Genomic DNA, 19,538 nt, shown 5'->3' with positions numbered 1-19,538 from the left:
CGTTGGCCGCCCGCGCATGAAAGACCGCATCGCCCTGCTGGTCGCCGCCTTCTGGTGGGGCAGCCTGTCGACCATCGGCTTCCTGGTGGTGCCGATGCTGTTCGCCCGCCTCGGCAGTCCGGCCGTGGCCGGCAACATGGCGGGCCAGCTGTTCGCGGCCCAGACCTGGGTCGCCCTGGCCTGCGGCCTGGTGCTGCTGGTGCATTTCCGGGCCCAGGCCGGCGAACGGATGGATGCCGCCGCGCGGACCATCACCGGCTGGGTGGTCACCGGCTTGCTGCTGGCCTTGCTGCAGCAGTACGCGGTCGCCCCGCGGATCCTGGCGCGCGAGAACCTCAAACTCTGGCACGCGCTGGGCAGCGCCATGTACCTGGGTCAATGGCTCTGCGCAGCCGTCGTGCTCTGGCGCATGGGGCGCAGGGCGGCCTGATCAGGCCTTCCAGAAGCTGGTGATCCAGCGCGCCGGCCGGATGAACCGGAAGCGCCGGTTGCGCCGTCCGGCCAGCGCGTCGGGCGGATTGCATTCGCCGTGAAACACCATGATCCGGGCGCCTTCGGGCACGAAGGGTTCGCGCCAGTAGTTGGTCGGCCAGGTCGGGATCCCGTGGTACTTGAAGCTCGGGCACCACGCTTCGGGCCAGTAGGCGAGCTTGCCTTGGCGGTGCATGAAGTCCGACAGGTAGGCCTGCTCGTTGCGATATTCGGTCTGCACCGCATCCATGTTCTGGCGGAAGTTCGCCAGCACGTCGGGATGTGCACCCAGCTCGAAGCGGTACACCGAGGAGTTCCCGGTGATGCGCCGGCGCCGCCAGGGGCGCTCGTAGTCGTGGATGATCAGGAACTCGCCCGGCTGCTCGAAGAAGGCATCCAGGCTGCCGACCACGACGACGTCGAGGTCGACGAACAGGGCGGTGCCGCGCAGCCCGTACAGGTCGGCCTCGAAGGTGGTCAGCTTCTTCCAGGCCCGGTCGGGCTGGCCCGGTGCCAGTTCGAGGTCGAGCGGCGGTATCGGAAAGCACTGCACCTCGTTGCGGATGCCCTTGGCATCGTCGGTCAGGCAGACGAAGCTGAAGTCGCCCGTGAGGTGGCGCCGCACCATCGCATAGAGGCGGTTGACGTAGTCGGGCCCGTACTTGGTGCCCCATTTCATGCACAGGACGTGCCGTTGGCGCGGGGGCTTGCCCGCAGTCTCGCTCGGCATCCTCAGTCTGCCTGGTTCCGCTTCTTGGCCGACAGCGGCCGCTTGGCCTTGGCGCGCTTGATCGTGCCGCCGGGGGTCAGGCGCTGGTTGCCGAGCACCCGCAGGGTCTTGATCTCGGGCCGCTGGCCGGCGCGCTTGCTGTATTTGATGATCTTGACGTCGCGCGGGCCGGGCATCCGGTCTTCGTCGATCGTGCGTTCCTTTTCGGGGATCGGCCGCCACAGCACCAGCAGCTTGCCGATGTGCTGGATCGGCGCGGCGTCCAACTGGTCGGACAGGGTCTGGAGCATGGCTTCGCGCGCCGCGCGGTCGTCGGAGAAGACGCGCACCTTGATCAGGCCATGGGCCTTGAGCGCGGCGTCGGCTTCCTTCAGGACGGCGGGGGTGAGCCCGTCGCCGCCGATCATGACGATCGGGTCCAGATGGTGCGCTTCGGAGCGGTGCACCTTGCGCTGCGCAGGGGTAAGTTGAATGGCGGGCATCCCCGTATTATCGAGTGTCAATGAATCCCAAACCGAAAACGAAGAAGCTGAACAAGGCTTGGCTGCACGATCACCTCAACGATCCCTACGTGAAACTGGCCAACCGGGAGGGCTACCGGGCCCGCGCCGCGTACAAGCTCAAGGAGATCGACGAGACGCTGGGCCTGATCAAACCCGGCCAGCTGGTGGTCGATCTGGGCTCGACGCCGGGCGCCTGGAGCCAGTACGTCCGGCGCCGGATGTCCCCTGCGGGCGCGGCCTCGGGCGAGCTGGCCGGCACCATCATCGCGCTCGACATCCTGCCCATGGAGCCGATCGAGGGCGTGACCTTCCTGCAGGGCGACTTCCGGGAGGACGAGGTGCTGGCCCGGCTGGCGATCGCCATGGACGGCCGGCTGGCCGACGTGGTGGTGTCCGACATGGCGCCCAACCTGTCGGGCATCGCCTCGGCCGACACTGCCCGCATCGCCCACCTGATCGAGCTGGCCATCGAGTTCGCCCGCCAGCACATGAAGCCCGAGGGCGCGCTGGTCGCCAAGCTGTTCCACGGCAGCGGCTACGCCGAGCTGACCCGCCTCTTCAAGGACAACTTCCGGACCGTGAAACCCATGAAACCCAAGGCTTCGCGGGACAAATCCTCGGAAACCTTCATGGTCGGCATCGGACTCAAGCGGCCGGATACCAATTGATACGTGCCAAAAACCGCTTGTGCCCTATGGCTGCTCTAGGGAATTTACGGGTTTTCGCAGGTTGAAAAGCCTAAAATGGGCACCAATTGCCGCAGACAGTGCGCTTTTTCTGTTCCCTAATTTTTTGCGCGCCCCCGACTGGAGTTTCGTTTGAACAATCAGTGGTTTTCCAAAGTTGCCGTTTGGCTCGTCATCGCGATGGTGCTGTTCACTGTGTTCAAGCAGTTCGACACCCGCGGCGCAGCCGGCGCAGGCAACATCGGCTACAGCGACTTCCTCGAGGAAGTTCGCGGCAACCGCATCAAGAGCGCCACCATCCAGGAAGGCCAGGGAGGCAGCGAGATCGTCGCCATCACCAATGACGACCGGAAGATCCGCACCACCGCCACCTACCTCGACCGCGGCCTGGTCGGCGACCTGATCGCCAACAACGTCAAGTTCGACGTCAAGCCGCGCGAAGAGGGCTCGCTGCTCATGACCCTGCTGGTCAGCTGGGGCCCGATGCTGCTGCTGATCGGCGTCTGGGTCTACTTCATGCGACAGATGCAGGGCGGCGGCAAGGGCGGCGCCTTCAGCTTCGGCAAGAGCAAGGCCCGCATGCTCGACGAGAACACCAACCAGGTCACTTTCGCCGACGTCGCGGGCTGCGACGAGGCCAAGGAAGAAGTCAAGGAAGTGGTCGACTTCCTGAAGGACCCGGCCCGCTTCCAGAAGCTCGGCGGCCGCATTCCGCGCGGCCTGCTGCTGGTCGGCCCTCCGGGCACCGGCAAGACCCTGCTGGCCAAGAGCATCGCCGGCGAGGCCAAGGTGCCGTTCTTCTCGATCTCGGGTTCCGACTTCGTCGAGATGTTCGTCGGCGTGGGCGCGGCCCGCGTGCGCGACATGTTCGAGAACGCCAAGAAGAACGCGCCCTGCATCATCTTCATCGACGAAATCGACGCCGTCGGCCGCCAGCGCGGTGCCGGCCTGGGTGGCGGCAACGACGAACGCGAACAGACCCTGAACCAGATGCTGGTCGAGATGGACGGCTTCGAGACCAACCTCGGCGTGATCGTCGTGGCGGCGACCAACCGTCCCGACATCCTCGACGCCGCCTTGCTGCGTCCGGGCCGTTTCGACCGCCAGGTCTATGTCACGCTGCCGGACATCCGCGGCCGCGAGCAGATCCTCAATGTCCACATGCGCAAGGTGCCGCTGGGCCAGGACGTCAACCCGAGCATCATCGCCCGCGGCACGCCCGGCATGTCGGGCGCCGACCTGGCCAACCTGTGCAACGAGGCCGCATTGATGGCCGCTCGCCGCAATGCGCGCGTGGTCGAGATGCAGGACTTCGAGAAGGCCAAGGACAAGATCTTCATGGGCCCCGAGCGCAAAAGCATGGTGATGCCCGAGGAAGAGCGCCGCAACACGGCCTACCACGAGTCCGGCCACGCGCTGATCGGCAAGCTGCTGCCCAAGTGCGATCCGGTCCACAAGGTCACGATCATCCCGCGCGGCCGCGCGCTCGGCGTGACCATGAGCCTGCCGGCGCAAGACCGCTACAGCTACGACCGCGAGTACATGCTGAATCAGATCAGCATGCTGTTCGGCGGCCGTATCGCCGAAGAAGTGTTCATGCACCAGATGACCACCGGCGCCAGCAACGACTTCGAGCGCGCGACCCAGATCGCCCGCGACATGGTGATGCGCTACGGCATGACCGAATCGCTGGGACCGATGGTCTACGCCGAGAACGAGGGCGAGGTGTTCCTGGGCCGTTCGGTCACCAAGACCACCAACATGAGCGAGTCGACCATGCAGAAGGTCGACGCCGAAGTGCGCCGCATCATCGACGAGCAGTACGCCCTGGCGCGCCGCCTGATCGAGGAGAACAGCGACAAGATGCACGCCATGGCCAAGGCCCTGCTCGAATGGGAAACCATCGACACCGAGCAGCTCGACGACATCATGGCCGGCCGTGCGCCGCGCCCGCCCAAGGACTGGACGCCGCGCATCCCGCCGTCGAACAGCGGCGGCGGCAGCGGCGGCACCCCGGCGGTCAATCCCGACCCGGCACCGACCGCCGCCTGAGCATGACGCTTTCGCAGATCACGGGGCCTCGGGCCCCGTTTTTCTTTGGGTCCGCGCGCGCATGACGACGGTCTGGCGCACGACGCGCTTCGCCATCGACCTCGCGCGTCCCCAGGTCATGGGCATCGTCAACGTCACGCCCGACTCGTTTTCCGATGGCGGTGCGCACGCATCGACCGAAGGCGCGCTGCGGCATTGCGTCCAGCTGATGGAGGAGGGCGCCGACATCCTGGACATCGGCGGCGAATCCACTCGCCCCGGCAGCCCGGCGGTGCCGCTGGAGGTCGAACTCGCGCGGGTGCTGCCCGTGGTGCGGGAGGCCGTGAAACTGCAGGTGCCGGTGTCCGTCGACACCTACAAGCCCGAGGTGATGCGCGCCGTGCTGGACCTGGGCGCCGACATCGTGAACGACATCTGGGCGCTGCGACAGCCTGGGGCGATGCAGGCGGTGGCGGCGCATCCGTCTTGCGGGATTTGCCTGATGCACATGCACCGCGATCCCCAGACGATGCAGGCGGCGCCAATGGACGGCGACGTGGTGCCCGAGGTGCGCGGCTTTCTCGAGCGGCAGGCACGGGCGCTGGCCGGGCTGGGGGTCGAGGCGTCGCGCATCGTGCTCGATCCCGGCATCGGCTTCGGCAAGACCGTGGCGCAGAACTTCTCGCTGCTGGCGCGCCAGCGCGAACTGCTCGCGGCGGGCTGGCCGCTGCTGGCCGGCTGGTCGCGCAAGTCCTCGATAGGCAGCGTCACCGGCATCGCGGAGGCCGGCGAGCGCACGGTCCCGAGCGTGGCCGCGGCCGTGCTGGCGGTCGATCGCGGCGCGGCGATCGTGCGCGTGCATGATGTGCGCGAGACCGTGGCCGCACTCGCCGTGTGGCGGGCGATGGCCGAGCAAGAACAAGAACAGGAAACGAACCCATGACAAGACAATACTTCGGCACCGACGGCATTCGCGGCACGGTCGGCCAGCCCCCGATCACCCCGGACTTCGTGTTGCGGCTCGCCCATGCGGTCGGCCGGGTGCTCAAGAAGACCGAGTCGCGGCCGACCGTGCTGATCGGCAAGGACACCCGCATCTCGGGCTACATGCTCGAATCCGCGCTCGAATCCGGCTTCAATTCGGCCGGTGTAGACGTCGTCCTGCTCGGCCCGCTGCCAACGCCCGGCGTTGCCTACCTGACGCGCGCCCAGCGCGCCAGCCTGGGCGTGGTGATCAGCGCCAGCCACAACGCCTTTCCCGACAACGGGATCAAGTTCTTCAGCGCCCAGGGGACCAAGCTCAGCGACGAATGGGAGCTGGCGGTCGAAGCGGCGCTCGAGGAAGCGCCGGTATGGGCGGATTCGGCCCAGCTCGGCAAGGCGCGCCGCCTCAACGATGCTCCGGGCCGCTACACCGAATTCTGCAAGAGCACCTTCGCCAACGACCTGACCTTGCGCGGGATGAAGCTGGTGGTCGATGCCGCGCACGGGGCCGCCTACCAGGTGGCGCCGCAGGTCTTCCACGAACTCGGTGCGGACGTCATCAGCATCGGCTGCGCGCCCGACGGCCTCAACATCAACAAGGGTTTCGGCGCCACCCATCCGCAGGCCCTGATCGATGCCGTGGTGGCGCAGGGCGCGCACTACGGCATCGCGCTCGACGGCGATGCCGACCGGCTGCAGCTGGTGGATGCCGACGGGCGCCTCTTCAACGGCGACGAACTGCTCTACCTGATGGTCATGGAGCGCATCGCGCGCGGCGACAAGCCGGCCGGCGTGGTCGGCACGCTGATGACCAACAAGGCGGTCGAGGTGGCGCTGAAGCGGCAAGGCATCGAATTCGTGCGAGCCAAGGTCGGCGACCGCTATGTGCTCGAAGAGCTCGAAAAGCGCCGCTGGCTGCTCGGCGGCGAGGGCTCGGGCCACCTGCTGGCGCTCGACCGCCACACCACCGGCGACGGCATCGTGAGCGCGCTCCAGGTGCTGCAGGCCTGCGTGCGCAGCGGCCGTAGCGTGGGCGAATTGCTGGCCGGCGTGAGCTTGTTCCCGCAGACCCTCGTCAATGTGCGGCTGGCGGAAGGGCAGGACTGGAAGTCGAATGCGGCGCTGGCGGCCGAGAGCGAACGTGTCGAGCGGGAGCTCGGCGACAGCGGGCGGGTGCTGATCCGTGCCAGCGGCACCGAGCCGCTGCTGCGCGTGATGGTCGAGGCGCGCGACGCGGCGCAGGCCGAGCGCTGCGCGCGCAGCATCGCCGAGACGCTGAGACTCGCCTGACGCAATGCCATGAGCGCCACCGGCGTGATCGAGATCGCCATGGCCGACTATCGGGATCCTGCGCATGCGCGGGCACTCGTGTCGCTGCTGGACGCCTACGCGCGCGATCCCGCGGGCGGGGGCACGCCGCTGGCCGCGGAGGTGCTCGCCGGGCTGCCCGCGGCGCTGGCGGCCAGGCCGCAGGCCTTCAGCGTGCTCGCCTGGGCCGGCGAGCAGCCGGTCGGCCTGGTCAATTGCATCGAAGGCTTCTCGACCTTCGCCTGCCGGCCGCTGGTCAATGTGCACGACGTGGTCGTGCTGGCCAGCCATCGCGGCCAACGGCTGGCGCAGCGCATGCTGGCGCTGGTCGAGGCCGAGGCGGTGGCGCGCGGCGCTTGCAAGCTCACGCTCGAGGTGCTGTCGGGCAACCGCAGCGCGCTGCGCGCCTACGAGCGCGAGGGCTTCGGCAGCTACCAGCTCGATCCCGCCTACGGGAGCGCGCTCTTCCTCCAGAAGAAACTGTAAAAAAGCCGCCGGCACCCCAGGGTGCGCGGCGGCTCGATTCGGCTAGAAGCGATCAGAAGCGGGTCACGGGCATCGCATCGTCGCCCGGCTTGGCCGGCGCGTACTTGCCCAGTTCCCACTTGGCGATCGCGTTGCGGTGCACTTCGTCCGGGCCGTCGGCGAAGCGCAGGGTGCGGGCGCCGGCGTAGGCGTAGGCCAGCGGGAAGTCGTCGCACATGCCGCCGCCGCCGTGCACCTGCATGGCCCAGTCGATCACCTGGCAGGCCATGTTCGGCGCCACCACCTTGATCATCGCGATCTCGGTCTTCGCGACCTTGTTGCCGGCGACGTCCATCAGCCAGGCGGCCTTGAGCGTCAGCAGGCGCGCCATGTCGATCTTGCAGCGCGCCTCGGCGATGCGTTCCTGCGTCACGGTCTGCGAGGCGACGGTCTTGCCGAAGGCCACGCGCGAGGTGGCGCGCTTGCACATCAGCTCGAGCGCGCGCTCGGCCAGGCCGATGAGGCGCATGCAGTGGTGGATGCGTCCCGGGCCGAGGCGGCCCTGGGCGATCTCGAAGCCGCGGCCTTCGCCGAGCAGGATGTTGCCGACCGGCACGCGGACGTTCTCGAACACCATCTCGACGTGGCCGTGCGGCGCGTCGTCATAGCCCATCACGTTGAGCGGGCGGATGATCTTGATGCCCTTGGCGTCGGCCGGCACGATCACCATGCTCTGCTGCGAATGCCTGGGCGCATCGGGTTCCGACTTGCCCATGGTGATGAAGACCTTGCAGCGCGGGTCGGCGGCGCCGGAGATCCACCACTTGCGGCCGTTGATGACGTACTCGTCGCCCTGGCGCTCGATGCGGGTCGAGATGTTGGTGGCGTCGCTGGACGCCACGTCGGGTTCGGTCATCGCGAAGGCCGAGCGGATCTCGCCCTCGAGCAGCGGCTTGAGCCAGCGCGCCTTGATTTCCTCGGAGCCGTAGCGGGCGATGGTCTCCATGTTGCCGGTGTCGGGGGCCGAGCAGTTGAAGGCTTCGCTGGCCCATGGCACCCGGCCCATGATCTCGGCCAGCGGCGCGTATTCCTGGTTGGTCAGGCCGGCGCCCTGGTAGCCCGAGGCGGCGGCGCTGTCGACCGGCAGGAACAGGTTCCACAGGCCCTGCGCCTTGGCCTTGGCCTTGACCTTCTCGACCGTTTCGAGCGCACTCCAGCGTTTGCCGGCCGCCGTGTTGGCGGCCAACTCGGCCGAGTACGCGGCCTCGGCGGGGTAGATGTGCTCGTCCATGAAGGCGCTCACGCGCTGTTGCAGCTCTTTGGTCTTGGCCGAGTATTCGAAGTCCATGTCGTCTCCAGGTGGGTAAATGCTCAGGCGGCCCGCGCCGCGCCGGTCATGCTTTCTTGGCGAATTGCCAGGCCATTTCGGCCATCGGTCGCGCGCCGCGGCCCGATGCCACGGCTTGTTCACTCGATGCGGTGCCGGCCTCGACCCGCTTGGCGATCCCTTGCAGGATCGCGGCAATGCGGAACATGTTGTAGGCGAGGTAGAAGTTCCAGTCCGGCGCCAGCGCCTCGGGCGTCGTCAGGCCGGTGCGGTCGCAGTAGCGGCGGATGTATTCGCTTTCGGTCGGGATGCCGAGGCTCCGGAGGTCGAGGCCGCCGACCCCGCGCGACATCGCGTGCGGAATGTGCCAGGCCATGCAGTGGTAGCTGAAGTCGGCCAGCGGATGGCCCAGCGTCGACAGTTCCCAGTCGAGCACGGCGATGGCGCGCGGCTCGGTGGCATGAAACATCAGGTTGTCGAGGCGGAAGTCGCCGTGCACGATCGAAGTCATCGATTCGTCGCGGGCGCTGGCCGGAATGTGGGCCGGCAGCCATTCCATCAGGCGGTCCATCTCGGGGATCGGCTGCGTCACCGAGGCCACGTACTGCTTGCTCCAGCGGCCGATCTGGCGCTCGAAGTAGTTGCCGGGCTTGCCGTAGTCGGCCAGTCCGCGCTCGGCGAACTTGACCGTGTGCAGGGCGGCGATGACCCGGTTCATTTCGTCGTAGATGGCCGAGCGGGTCGCGTTGTCCATGCCGGGCAGCGACTGGTCCCAGAGCACCCGGCCGGCCATGAACTCCATCACGTAGAAGGCGCGCCCGATGATGGACTCGTCCTCGCACAGGCAATACATCCGCGGCACCGGCACGTCGGTGCCGGCCAGCCCGCTCATGACCTTGAACTCGCGCTCGACCGCGTGGGCCGACGGCAGCAGCTTGGCCACCGGCCCGGGCTTGGCGCGCATCACGTAGCTTTGCGACGGCGTGACCAGCTTGTAGGTCGGGTTCGATTGCCCGCCCTTGAACAACTCGAGCGTCAGCGGGCCCTTGAAGCCGTCGAGGTTCTTTTCGAGCCAGGCGGTCAGGGCGCCGATGTCGACCTGATGCTGTTGCGAGACGGCACGCGTGCCGACGAAGTTGTCGAAGTCCTGGGTCATGTCTCTTCTTTGCTCACTGGTCGTCGGCTTCGGAGATCCGCATGAGTGCGGCGCGGTCGAGCACCACCAGGCCGCCCGATTCGATGCGGATCGCTTCCTCGCGCTCCATCGCCTTGAGTTCCTGGTTGACGCGCTGGCGCGAGGCGCCGAGCAGCTGGGCGAGCTCTTCCTGCGCCAGGTGCAGGCCGATGCGCATCTGGCTGCCGTCGGCCAGGTTGGGCACCCCGTAGCTGCGCACCAGGTGGATCAGCTGCTTGGCCAGCCGCGCCCGCAGGGGCAGGGTGTTGAGATCCTCGACCAGTCCGAACAGCTGCCGGATGCGCCGCGCCTGCAGCCGCATCAGCGCTTCGTAGAGCTCGACGTGGTTCGACAATATCTTCTGGAAGTCGGCCCGCGCCACGCACAGGATGGTCGAATCGCCGTGGGCATAGGCATCGTGCGTGCGCCGGTCGCCGTCGAAGATCGCCACGTCGCCGAACCAGATGCCCGGCTCGACGTAGGTCAGCGTGACCTGCTTGCCGGACACCGCCGTCGAGCTCACGCGCACCGCGCCCTTCGCGCAGGCGATCCACTGTTCGGGCGGATCGCCGCGAGCGGCGATCAGCTCGCCGTCCTTGTAGCGTTTGACGAAAGCACATCGGAGGATGTCGTGGCGAAGAGAAGGTGAGAGGGATGAGAACCAGCGACCACTATTGATCGCCTCGCGTTCTTCGATGGTAAGAATGGGGTCGTCCATGGACTGTCCTGTCGGTGACTGAAAGGCAAGGGGTTGTCGCGCGAGCGACCGGCGCTCATTGGTAGCGCGGCGTTTCCTTGGCGAGGAAGGCGGCGATGCCGATGCCGGCGTTGGCATGGTGCAGGTTGCGCACGAAGTGATCGCGTTCCTGTGCGAGCTGCGACACCAGCGTCGCGCCGCGCGCGTCGCTGAGCAGTTCCTTGATGCTGGCGAGCACGTTCGGCGCCCGCGCATTGAGCTTCGCGGCCAGCGCCAACGCGGCAGCGAGCGCCTGGCCGTTCTCTGTCAGCTGGTTGACCAGCCCGAGTTCATGCAGGCGCGCCGGTTCCAGCCGCTCGCCCTGCATCAGCCATTCGCTCGCCAGCTGGCGCGGCAGCGCCCGCGCCAGGTGCCAGCTCAGGCCGCCGTCCGGCGACAGGCCGACGTTGCTGTACGACGCGGCGAACACCGCATCGCGCGCCGACACCACGAAGTCGCAGGCCATTGCCAGCGAAAAGCCGGCGCCGGCCGCCGCGCCCTCGACCGCCGCGATGACCGGCTTCGGGAAGGTGCGGATCGTGTCGATCCAGGCATGCAGGGCCTCGATGCTCTCGGCCTGCACCGAGGGCTCGCGCTCGCGGTTGGCCGACAGGCGCTGCAGCGAGCCACCGGCGCAGAACCACTTGCCTTCGCCGACGATCACGACGCTCTTGATCTCCTGGCTGCTTTCGGCGCCGTTCAGCGCCTCGACGCCGGCGGCGTACATCTCGGGGCCCAGTGCGTTGCGCATCGAGGGGTTGGAGAGGGTCAGCACCATGGTGCCCCCTTCGCTGGTGCTTTTCAGTTCTGCGGTCATGGCGGAGTGTTTACTCTTCGGGATGGGTGAGGCTCAGGCCGAGGGCGCCGCGGCGGCGCAGCCAGGGGCTCGGGCGGTAGCGCGGATCGCCGTAGACGGTCTGCAGGTTGAACAGGACTTCGAGCATGTTGGTCGGGCCGTACAGGTCGCCCATCGCCAACGGGCCCTGCGGATAGCCGAGGCCGAGGCGCACCGCCAAGTCGAGATCGGCCGGCGAGCAGACGCCCTGCTGGCACATGTCGGAGGCGATGTTGACGATGGTCGCCACCACGCGCTGGGTGACGAAGCCGCCGCTGTCGCGGATCACGCTGACGGCCTTGCCGTCGCTCGCGAACAGCGCATGGGCGGCGTCACGCATGTCGCGCCGGGTCGCCGGATTGGTGGCCAGCACGCGGCGCTTGGTGGCGGCATCGTCCACCATGAGGTCGATGCCGACGGTGCGAGTGGCGTCGAGCCGTTCGACCGCGGCCACCGTGGTGACGTCGAAGCCGAGCGGCGCGACCAGGATCAGGGCCGCGGAGGAGGGTGCGGCGCCGCTCTCGAGCTGCGCGCCCAGTGCATGCACCAGGCGCAGCAGTTCGGGACGGCGGGCCGCGCGCGGCGACACCCAGACCGGCGGCAGGGCGTCGACCTTTGGCACCGGCGGCTCGGGCACCGACTCCTGGTTGCCTTCCGGATAGCGGTAGAAGCCTGCGCCGGTCTTGCGTCCCAGGGCGCCCGCGGCCACCCGCTGTGCGGCGATCGGGCTCGGCCGGTAGCGCGGCTCCTCGTAGTACTGGCGGTAGATCGATTCCATCACCGGGTGCGAGACGTCGAGCCCGGTCAGGTCGAGCAGTTCGAAGGGGCCGAGCCTGAAGCCGGCCTGGTCCTTGAGGATGCGGTCGATGGTCGCGAAGTCGGCCACGCCCTCGCTGGCGATGCGCAGCGCCTCGGTGCCGTAGCCGCGACCGGCATGGTTGACGATGAAGCCGGGCGTGTCATTGGCCTGGACCGCGCTGTGGCCCATCTGCGCCGCATAGCCGGCCAACCGGGTGCAGACCTCGGGCTCGGTCTTGAAGCCGGCCACGACCTCGACCACCTTCATCAGCGGGACCGGGTTGAAGAAGTGGAAGCCGGCCATCCGTCCCGGCTGCTTCAGCACGGTGGCGATCGCGGTCACCGACAGCGACGAGGTATTGGTGGCGAGCGTCGCCGATGCGGAGACCGCCGCCTCGAGTTCGCGGAACAGCTGGCGCTTGACTTCCAGGTCCTCGACGATGGCTTCGATCACCAGGTCGCAGCCCGCCAGCGCCTGGACCGAATCGACCGCCTGCACGCGGGCGCCCAGGGCGTCGCGCTCGGCCGCGTCGAGCTTGCCTTTTTCGTGTAGCTTCTGCCACTGGGCGAGGAGGGCCTCGCGGCCGCGCGCCGCCGCGCCTTCGAAACTGTCGAGCAGAAGCACCTGGCTTCCGGCTTGCGCCGCGATCTGGGCGATGCCTCGGCCCATGGCGCCGGCGCCGATGACGCCGACGTTGGAAAAGTTCACGGTCATTTGATAATTGTCTCTCTATGGTTCATCGGTCCTGACCCTCGTGTCAGAATGTGTCAACTTTCGATTGCTATTTGCTGCCCATTTTGCAATTCCCACGCCTCGCGGCGAGCCTGCTCATTGTCGGCTTTGCCCTTGATTCTTACGCCTTGACGATCGGTCGGCCCCAAGGAGCCGTCTGGATCGGCAAGCCGATGGACGTGGCGATCCCGCTGTCACTCGATGGCGCCGAGGCGGGCGGGTCGCTCTGCCTCGAGGCCGAAGTGCTGCAGGGCGACAGCCCGATGCCCGACCGGCGAGTGACAGTATCGTTCGAGCAAGGCGCCGGGGGCACACGCATGCGCGTGCGCTCCACCGTGCCGATCGAGGAGCCGGTGGTGACGCTGAACGTGCGTGCCGGCTGCGATCTGAAGTCCACGCGCAACTACGTGCTGCTGGCCGATGTGCCGGTCGATGCCGCCTTGCCAGCGGTGGCGGCGGCGCCGATGCGCCAGTTCCCCGAGTCCGCGCCGCTGCCGCGGCCCGTGGCGCGGGCTGTGCCCCGCAGCACCGCCGGCGATGGCGGCGTGTCCGGGCCGGAGGGCATCAGCCCGCCGCCCGCCCCGCGCCGCAGCAGCCCGCCGCCGCCACGGGCGCCGGTCGCGGCCGAGGATGTGCCGCCGCGGCCGCGGCGCACGCCCGCCGCCGAAGCCGCGGCCGCGGCAAGGCGCACGGCAGCCGCGGTGCCTGCGCCCGCCACGCGCGTCACGCCGCCGCCATCGCCCCCTGCAGCGTCTGAAGCAGCGCCACGCGAGGCCGGCGCGGGACGGCCGCGACTGCAGGTGGAGGCGCTGGAGCCGGCACCGGCGCGGGCCGGCAACCTGAGGGCGACGCCCGAACTGACCCTGCCCGACGCGCCGGACCCGGTCCGCCGTGCCGCCGCCGCCGCGCTCTGGAATGCGCTCGATCCCGCCGCCGAAGAAGCGCAGCGCGAGGCCAAGCGCGCCAAGGACACGGAAGCCGCGCTGGCCGCGCTGCGCGAGCAGGCCGCCCAGAACCAGCGGACCCTGCTCGAGATGCGCAGCGAACTGGCCGAGGCGCGCGAAAGCCGCTACGCCAATCCGCTGGTCTATGCCCTCGTGGCGCTCCTGTTGCTGGCATTGATCGGCATGTTCATGCTGTGGCGCCTGGCGAGGCGAGCGAGTGCCCCGGCGTGGTGGGGCGAAGCGCCGCCGGGTGTCGACGACCCGCGCCGCCCGCGCCCGCACGGCGGTCTGCTCGACGACGAGATGGACCTGGACTCGGAGCCGCCCGGCAAGCGGCGCAACGTCGGCCCCAGGACCTTCGGGCCGACGCCGTTCGCGCCGCTCGAGCCCGACGACGACCTCGACAGCGGCCCGCACGCACCGCTGCCGCACCCGGCCCAGCTGGCCGAAGGTACCCCTGTGCGGCCGGTCAACACCGAAGAGCTGTTCGACGTCCAGCAGCAATCCGATTTCTTTCTGTCGCTGGGCCAGCACGACCAGGCGATCGCAGTCTTGCGCGAGCACATCGCCGCCAATCCCGGCACCAGCGCGCTGGCCTATCTCGATCTGCTGAGGATCTTCCATTCGCTCGAACGCGAAGACGACTACACGCGGCTGGCCGAGGACTTCGAACGCGTCTTCAATGCCGATGTGCCGTCTTTCGCTCACTTCACCGACACCGGCAAGGGCCTCGAGCACTACCGCAGCGCGTTGGCGCGCATCGAGGCGCTGTGGCCCGCGCCGGGGACCCTGGCGCTGATCGAGGAGCTGGTGTTCCGCAGGCCCGGCCACAACGACGAAGCCTTCGACCTGGCCGCCTACCAGGAATTGCTGCTGCTCTATTCGGTGGCCAAGGAAGTCATCGATCCCGCCAGTGCGCCCGCTGCCGCCTTCGAGCCCCATGCCTTCGCCGACACGCAGGTGCGCGAAGGGCCGCCGACCGTGACCGCCCCGCCGGACACCGAACTGGCGCCGCCGGCGATCGCCGGCGGCCCGGTGCTGCCGCCCTCTATTTATGGCTCGATCGACCAAGGCATGCAGCACGAGACGGTGATCGACCCGGATGCGCAGCTGTCGCCGGCCGCCCCGGCCCCGACCGTCCGTCCGGCCGTGCTGCCCGACCTGGAGATGGACCTCGGCGCCTTCGACAAGACGGCCTACGAGACGATGCCGACACCGCTCGAGCCGGCCAAGGCGCCGACGCCCTCGAACGATCCGCATGTGATCGACTTCGAGCTGTTCGATCCGAGCACCGAAGCGGAAATCGCCCCGCGGCCGATCAAGCGCTGAATGCGGGCGCGCGGCGCTGCGCGCGGTCGACCGCCATGCTCAGTGCCAGCGCCAGCAGCATGGTGACCAGCCCGGCCCAGTTCATCCACGGGGCGGCGTCGTGGGCCAGCAGCCAGCCCCCGGCCGCCGCGCCCACTGCCTGGCCGACATAGATGCCGGAACTGTTCAGCGCCACCGAGCCCGGCGCCAGTGCCGGCGAGAGCGAGACCAGTCGCGCCTGCTGGGCCGAGTTGGTGGCGAAGCAACCCAGGCCCCAAGGCACCAGGATCAACGCCAGCGTCGCGAAGCTGACCGCCAGCGGCCACAGCAGCAGGCTGGTTGCGATCAGCACGGTGGTGACCAGCACCATGCGCGCCGCCCCGATGCGGTCGATGTAGCGGCTCACGGCCATGTTGCCCAGCAGGCCGCAGAGGCCGAACCAGCCCCACAGCAGGCCCATCTGCGTCGCGTCGGCGCCCAGGCTCTCTCGCACGATCGGTGCGAAGTAGCTGAACAGCACGAACTGGCCGGCGCCCTGCAGGGCCGTGACGCAGACCACGCCCATCAGCAGCGGGCTCCTGAAGACGCGGCCCCAGGCCTCGCGGGACAGCGCCGCGGGGCGGATACCGGTGGGCAGCTGGCGCCAGATCCAGGCCGCGCTCACCACCGACAGTCCGGCGATCACGCCGAAGGCCGCCCGCCAGCCGAAGTGCCCGCCGACCAGCGCGCCGATCGGCAGGCCCAGCACCGAGGCCATCGACCAGCCGAGGAAGACGAAGGTGACGGCGCGGCCGCGCTGCTCGGCCGGCACCAGCAGCCCGGCGCAGGCCGCGGCCTGCGCGGTGAAGACCGCCGGCGCGACGACGGTCAGCATGCGCACCAGCAGCAGGCTGCCGAAATTCGGCATCTGCGTCGCCAGCAGGTGGCCGGCGGCATACCAGAGCATGGTGAAGGCCAGCAGCCGGCGGCGATCCCAGCCGGCGACCAGCGCGGCCAGCAGCGGCGCACCGAGGCACATGACGATCGCGCCGGCGGTGATCAGCTGGCCGGCGGTGGCCGCGCCGACCTGGAGCGACTGGCTCAGCTCGTTGAGCGTGCCCGGCACCACCATCACCCCGGTGCCGATCACGAAATTGCCTGCCAGCAAGGCCCACAAGGTGGCCGGCAGAGCAGGCCGGCTCAACGACGGACCTGCAGCGCGCCGGGATTGACGATGTTGGTCGGGTTGCCCTTGATGAAGCTCACGACGTTGTCGAAGGCCTGGCCGAAGTACATCTCGTAGCTGTCTTGCTCGACGTAGCCGATGTGCGGCGTGCAGATGCAGTTCTCGAGCCGCAGCAGCGCGTGGCCCTGCAGCGGCGGCTCGCTCTCGAAGACGTCGATGGCCGCCAGCCCGGGGCGCCCGCGGTTGAGGGCGGCCAGCAAGGCATCCTGCTCGACCAGCTCGGCACGCGAGGTATTGACGAACAGCGCGGTCGGCTTCATGCGCGACAGGTCTTCGAGCGTCACCAGGCCGCGGGTCTCGTCGCTGAGCCGCAGGTGCACCGACAGAACGTCGGCCGCGGCAAAGAAGGCCTCGCGGTTGGGTGCCACCTGGAAGCCGTCGGAGCGCGCCTTGGTGCAACTCTGCTCACGCCCCCAGATCACGACCTGCATGCCGAAGGCCTGGCCGTAGCGCGCCACCAGCTGGCCGATGCGCCCGTAGCCCCAGATGCACAGGGTCTTGCCCTTCAACACCGAGCCGAGGCCGAAGTTCGGCGGCATCGATGCCGACTTGAGGCCGGCCTGCTGCCAGGCGCCGTGCTTCAGGTTGCTGATGTACTGCGGCAGGCGCCGCATCGCGGCCATGATCAGCGCCCAGGTGAGTTCGGCGGGCGCCAGCGGGGAGCCCGACCCCTCGGCGACGGCGACGCCCTGCTCGGTGCAGGCATTGATGTCGATGTGCCCGCCGGCCCGGCCGGTCTGCGAGATCAGCTTGAGCTTGGGCAGCTTCTCGATCAGTTGCCGGGTGATCTGGGTGCGCTCGCGGATCAGCACGATCACGTCGGCGTCCTTGAGCCGGACCGACAGCTGGCCGATGCCCTTGACCGTGTTCGTGTACACCTTGGCTGCATAGGCGTCGAGCTTGGCAGCGCAATTCAGCTTGCGCACGGCGTCCTGATAGTCGTCGAGGATCACAATGTTCATGGCATGCCATTGTGCCTTGCACGAACGGCATGCTGTGCCAGCCTGGCGACTTTGTGTCGCGCTTCGGTGCTTCAGTGCAGGTATCAGTGCAGGTGGGCGGCCTGCGGCAGCGCCTGGGCGGCCTCCAGCGCGACCAGGCGGTCGAGCTCGGCGCAGACATCGGCCATGCGTCCGGAGATCACCATGCGGCCGGCCGCGCGGCCCGGCTGCTGTGCGTCGACCATGCGGACCACGCGCAGCGGGCGTGCCGTGGCCCCAGCGGCGGCCGCCGGACCGGCCGTGCCCTGGCGCAGTGGGCAACTCGGGCGAATCCCGACGTAGCGCAGGCCCGAGGACATCGCCCGGCTCGAGCGGCGCCGGGGCATCCAGCGGTCGGCCAGCGATTGCAACGGCGTCAGAAAGTCAGCGATGCTGAGTAGAGCGATTCCCATGTGAACTCCAGAAAAGTCAGAGGTTGAACACAGGCAGGATTGCTTTCATCGGCCAGGACAGGGTGATGGCTCTTGGCCATACGCCCGCCACCTGTCGCGGCCGGACCGGGTGCGCACGCAGGACCGCGTGCGCAAATGAAAGGCGGGCTTACATCAGCATCGTGTTGCGGATCAGGCCGACCGCCAGGCCCTCGATCTCGAAGGGCTCGCCGGGCTGGACCACGATGGTGGGGTAGTCGGGGTTCTCGGCGTGCAGCTCGATGACCTGCTTGTTGCGCTTGAGGCGCTTGACCGTGACCTCGTCGCCGAGGCGGGCCACCACGATCTGCCCGTTGCGGGCTTCCTTGGTGGACTGGACCGCCAGCAGGTCGCCGTCCATGATGCCGGCATCGCGCATGGACATGCCGCGCACCTTGAGCAGGTAGTCGGGCTGGCGCTGGAAGAGGGTGTTCTCGACGTAGTAGGTCTGGTCGACGTGCTCCTGGGCCAGGATCGGCGAACCGGCCGCCACGCGGCCGATCAGCGGCAGCGCCAGCTGCGCCATGCCGGGCAGCGAGAGCGAGAACTGGTTGTTGCGGGATTCGTTGAGCGAGCGCAGGGCGTCGCCCTTGAGCCGGATGCCGCGGGAAGTGCCGCTGACCAGCTCGATGACGCCCTTGCGGGCCAGCGCCTGCAGGTGTTCTTCGGCCGCGTTGGCGGATTTGAAGCCAAGCTCGGCGGCGATCTCGGCCCGCGTGGGAGGCGCGCCGGTGCGCGCGATGGCACTCTGGATCAGGTCGAGGATCTGTTGCTGGCGGGCTGTAAGCTTGACGGCGAACTGCATGTAGGCTCCTGTGGAGGCACTGGCTAAACGTCCAGTACCTGTATTTTTAACCAGTTTCGAGAAGTTGGCAAGCCATGGATCACATCTCCGAGAAATCCGCTCGTCGCGTCGTGGTGCTGGGCACCGGCGGCACCATCTCGGGCCGCGCCGGTGCGGCGAACGACAACATCGGCTACACGGCCGGGGAAGTCGGCGTCGCCGACCTGCTGCACGGCATCGACGCGCCGGCGGGCATCGCGCTCGCGGCCGAGCAGGTGGCGCAGGTGGACAGCAAGGACATGAGCTTCGCGATCTGGCGCACCCTGGCGCAGCGCTGTGCCCACTGGCTCGCCCAGCCCGATGTCGCCGGCCTGGTCATCACCCACGGCACCGATACGCTGGAAGAGACCGCGTTCTTCCTGCAGTCCGTGCTCGCGCCTTCGAAGCCGGTGGTCCTGACTTGTGCGATGCGGCCGGCGAGCGCACTGGCGCCCGACGGGCCGCAGAACCTGCGCGATGGGATCGCGGTAGCCGCAGCACTGGAAGCCCGGGGAGTGGTGGTGGTGTGCGCGGGTACGGTTCACAGCGCCGTCGAGGTGCAGAAGGTCCACACCTACCGTCTCGACGCTTTCGATTCCGGCGATGCCGGGCCGCTGGCCTATGTCGAGGAAGGGGCCGTCAGGCAACTCAGGGACTGGCCGCAGGCGGACCCGGCCGCGCGCTCGTCGTTCGATCGGATCGCCGCGGCCACGGCCTGGCCGCGGGTCGAGATCCTGCTGAGCCACGCCGAGGCGCACGGCTCCCTGGTCGAGATGCTGCTCGAGGAGCGCCGCCGTGGCGGTGCCGAGCCGGTGCAGGGGATCGTGCTCGCGGCAACCGGCAACGGCACCGTGCACCAGGCGCTGGAGGCGGCGGCGCTGCGGGCCCAGGCCGAGGGCGTCTCGGTGCTGCGTGCGACGCGCTGCGCCGAGGGGCGGATCCTCCCAAAGCCCGGCCAGCGCCTGCGCGACGCCGGCGCGCTGACGCCGGTCAAGGCGCGCATCGCACTCATGCTGGAACTGCTGGCGGACGCCTCCGCCGGCTGA

The 19,538-nt window shown here is 68.6% G+C and carries 19 protein-coding genes; 8 read left to right on the top strand and 11 right to left on the bottom strand.

Going from position 1 to position 19,538, the window contains the following annotated elements; genetic code table 11:
- The first annotated feature begins 16 nt into the window (after window positions 1-16).
- Window positions 17-430 (top strand): DUF4149 domain-containing protein, encoded by a 414-nt coding sequence (locus QZH52_RS19625; protein WP_301812213.1) that lies wholly within the window; start codon window positions 17-19, stop codon window positions 428-430.
- Here QZH52_RS19625 and QZH52_RS19620 read toward each other — a convergent pair whose 3' ends face one another.
- Together QZH52_RS19620 and QZH52_RS19615 are read right to left on the bottom strand one after the other, a co-directional pair.
- The gene (locus tag QZH52_RS19620; RefSeq protein WP_301812211.1) at window positions 431-1,201 is read right to left on the bottom strand and encodes a glycosyltransferase; all 771 of its coding nucleotides are present in this window, start codon (window positions 1,199-1,201) and stop codon (window positions 431-433) included.
- 2 nt (window positions 1,202-1,203) lie between these two features.
- Window positions 1,204-1,683, bottom strand: a complete 480-nt coding sequence (locus tag QZH52_RS19615) for a YhbY family RNA-binding protein (RefSeq protein ID WP_286531729.1) — start codon at window positions 1,681-1,683, stop codon at window positions 1,204-1,206.
- A 20-nt stretch (window positions 1,684-1,703) separates the two neighbouring features.
- On the opposite strand from QZH52_RS19615, the gene QZH52_RS19610 reads away from it, so the two are divergent.
- The 5 genes from QZH52_RS19610 (at window position 1,704) to QZH52_RS19590 (ending at window position 7,199) form a co-directional block, all read left to right on the top strand.
- Entirely contained in the window at window positions 1,704-2,372 is a 669-nt protein-coding gene (locus tag QZH52_RS19610) for an RlmE family RNA methyltransferase (protein WP_286522342.1), read from the top strand.
- A 150-nt stretch (window positions 2,373-2,522) separates the two neighbouring features.
- Window positions 2,523-4,442 (top strand): ATP-dependent zinc metalloprotease FtsH, encoded by a 1,920-nt coding sequence (gene ftsH, locus QZH52_RS19605; protein WP_286522341.1) that lies wholly within the window; start codon window positions 2,523-2,525, stop codon window positions 4,440-4,442.
- A 61-nt stretch (window positions 4,443-4,503) separates the two neighbouring features.
- Complete coding sequence (folP, locus tag QZH52_RS19600) at window positions 4,504-5,364, top strand: dihydropteroate synthase (RefSeq protein WP_301812206.1); 861 nt, start codon at window positions 4,504-4,506, stop codon at window positions 5,362-5,364.
- Window positions 5,361-6,695: a phosphoglucosamine mutase gene (glmM, locus tag QZH52_RS19595; protein ID WP_301812204.1), complete on the top strand. Its 1,335-nt coding sequence runs from the start codon at window positions 5,361-5,363 to the stop codon at window positions 6,693-6,695. The genes folP and glmM overlap by 4 nt, the downstream gene beginning before the upstream one ends.
- 9 nt (window positions 6,696-6,704) lie before the next feature.
- Window positions 6,705-7,199 (top strand): GNAT family N-acetyltransferase, encoded by a 495-nt coding sequence (locus tag QZH52_RS19590; protein WP_301812202.1) that lies wholly within the window; start codon window positions 6,705-6,707, stop codon window positions 7,197-7,199.
- Between the two features lie 52 nt (window positions 7,200-7,251).
- Here QZH52_RS19590 and QZH52_RS19585 read toward each other — a convergent pair whose 3' ends face one another.
- Genes QZH52_RS19585 through QZH52_RS19565 form a run of 5 tightly spaced genes read right to left on the bottom strand, consistent with a single transcriptional unit; the run spans window position 7,252 to window position 12,763 of the window.
- The gene (locus tag QZH52_RS19585; RefSeq protein ID WP_301812200.1) at window positions 7,252-8,526 is read right to left on the bottom strand and encodes an acyl-CoA dehydrogenase family protein; all 1,275 of its coding nucleotides are present in this window, start codon (window positions 8,524-8,526) and stop codon (window positions 7,252-7,254) included.
- Between the two features lie 46 nt (window positions 8,527-8,572).
- Window positions 8,573-9,661 carry a phosphotransferase gene (locus QZH52_RS19580; protein ID WP_301812198.1) on the bottom strand — a complete coding sequence of 363 codons (1,089 nt, stop codon included), beginning with the start codon at window positions 9,659-9,661 and terminating at the stop codon, window positions 8,573-8,575.
- Between the two features lie 13 nt (window positions 9,662-9,674).
- Entirely contained in the window at window positions 9,675-10,397 is a 723-nt protein-coding gene (locus QZH52_RS19575) for a Crp/Fnr family transcriptional regulator (RefSeq protein ID WP_286367633.1), read from the bottom strand.
- 55 nt (window positions 10,398-10,452) lie between these two features.
- Window positions 10,453-11,232 carry an oxepin-CoA hydrolase, alternative type gene (locus QZH52_RS19570; RefSeq protein WP_286531738.1) on the bottom strand — a complete coding sequence of 260 codons (780 nt, stop codon included), beginning with the start codon at window positions 11,230-11,232 and terminating at the stop codon, window positions 10,453-10,455.
- A gap of 10 nt (window positions 11,233-11,242) precedes the next feature.
- Complete coding sequence (locus QZH52_RS19565; protein WP_301812191.1) at window positions 11,243-12,763, bottom strand: 3-hydroxyacyl-CoA dehydrogenase; 1,521 nt, start codon at window positions 12,761-12,763, stop codon at window positions 11,243-11,245.
- A gap of 146 nt (window positions 12,764-12,909) precedes the next feature.
- Here QZH52_RS19565 and QZH52_RS19560 point away from each other — a divergent pair, with 146 nt between their 5' ends.
- Complete coding sequence (locus QZH52_RS19560) at window positions 12,910-15,054, top strand: hypothetical protein (protein WP_286531740.1); 2,145 nt, start codon at window positions 12,910-12,912, stop codon at window positions 15,052-15,054.
- On the opposite strand, the gene QZH52_RS19555 is transcribed toward QZH52_RS19560, so the two are convergent.
- From QZH52_RS19555 to lexA, 4 genes are all read right to left on the bottom strand, one after another.
- Window positions 15,044-16,216 carry an MFS transporter gene (locus QZH52_RS19555; protein WP_286531741.1) on the bottom strand — a complete coding sequence of 391 codons (1,173 nt, stop codon included), beginning with the start codon at window positions 16,214-16,216 and terminating at the stop codon, window positions 15,044-15,046. The genes QZH52_RS19560 and QZH52_RS19555 overlap by 11 nt on opposite strands.
- Window positions 16,213-17,220, bottom strand: coding sequence for a D-2-hydroxyacid dehydrogenase family protein (locus QZH52_RS19550; protein ID WP_286531742.1), 1,008 nt, complete (start codon window positions 17,218-17,220; stop codon window positions 16,213-16,215). Before QZH52_RS19550 ends, QZH52_RS19555 begins: the two co-directional genes overlap by 4 nt.
- Window positions 17,221-17,303: 83 nt before the next feature.
- A complete protein-coding gene (locus tag QZH52_RS19545) occupies window positions 17,304-17,651 on the bottom strand; it encodes a hypothetical protein (protein ID WP_301812185.1) in 348 nt (115 codons plus the stop codon).
- Window positions 17,652-17,799: 148 nt separating this feature from the next.
- On the bottom strand, window positions 17,800-18,474 hold the full coding sequence (lexA, locus tag QZH52_RS19540) for a transcriptional repressor LexA (protein WP_286504326.1): 675 nt from the start codon (window positions 18,472-18,474) through the stop codon (window positions 17,800-17,802).
- 74 nt (window positions 18,475-18,548) lie between these two features.
- Here lexA and QZH52_RS19535 point away from each other — a divergent pair, with 74 nt between their 5' ends.
- The gene (locus tag QZH52_RS19535; RefSeq protein WP_301812181.1) at window positions 18,549-19,538 is read left to right on the top strand and encodes an asparaginase; all 990 of its coding nucleotides are present in this window, start codon (window positions 18,549-18,551) and stop codon (window positions 19,536-19,538) included.

It is taken from the genome of Variovorax ginsengisoli, assembly GCF_030486595.1.
GTDB classification, from domain to species: domain Bacteria; phylum Pseudomonadota; class Gammaproteobacteria; order Burkholderiales; family Burkholderiaceae_C; genus Variovorax; species Variovorax ginsengisoli_B.
Note: the sequence above shows the minus strand (reverse complement) of the source record. Positions and strands in the feature narration are given on the sequence as shown.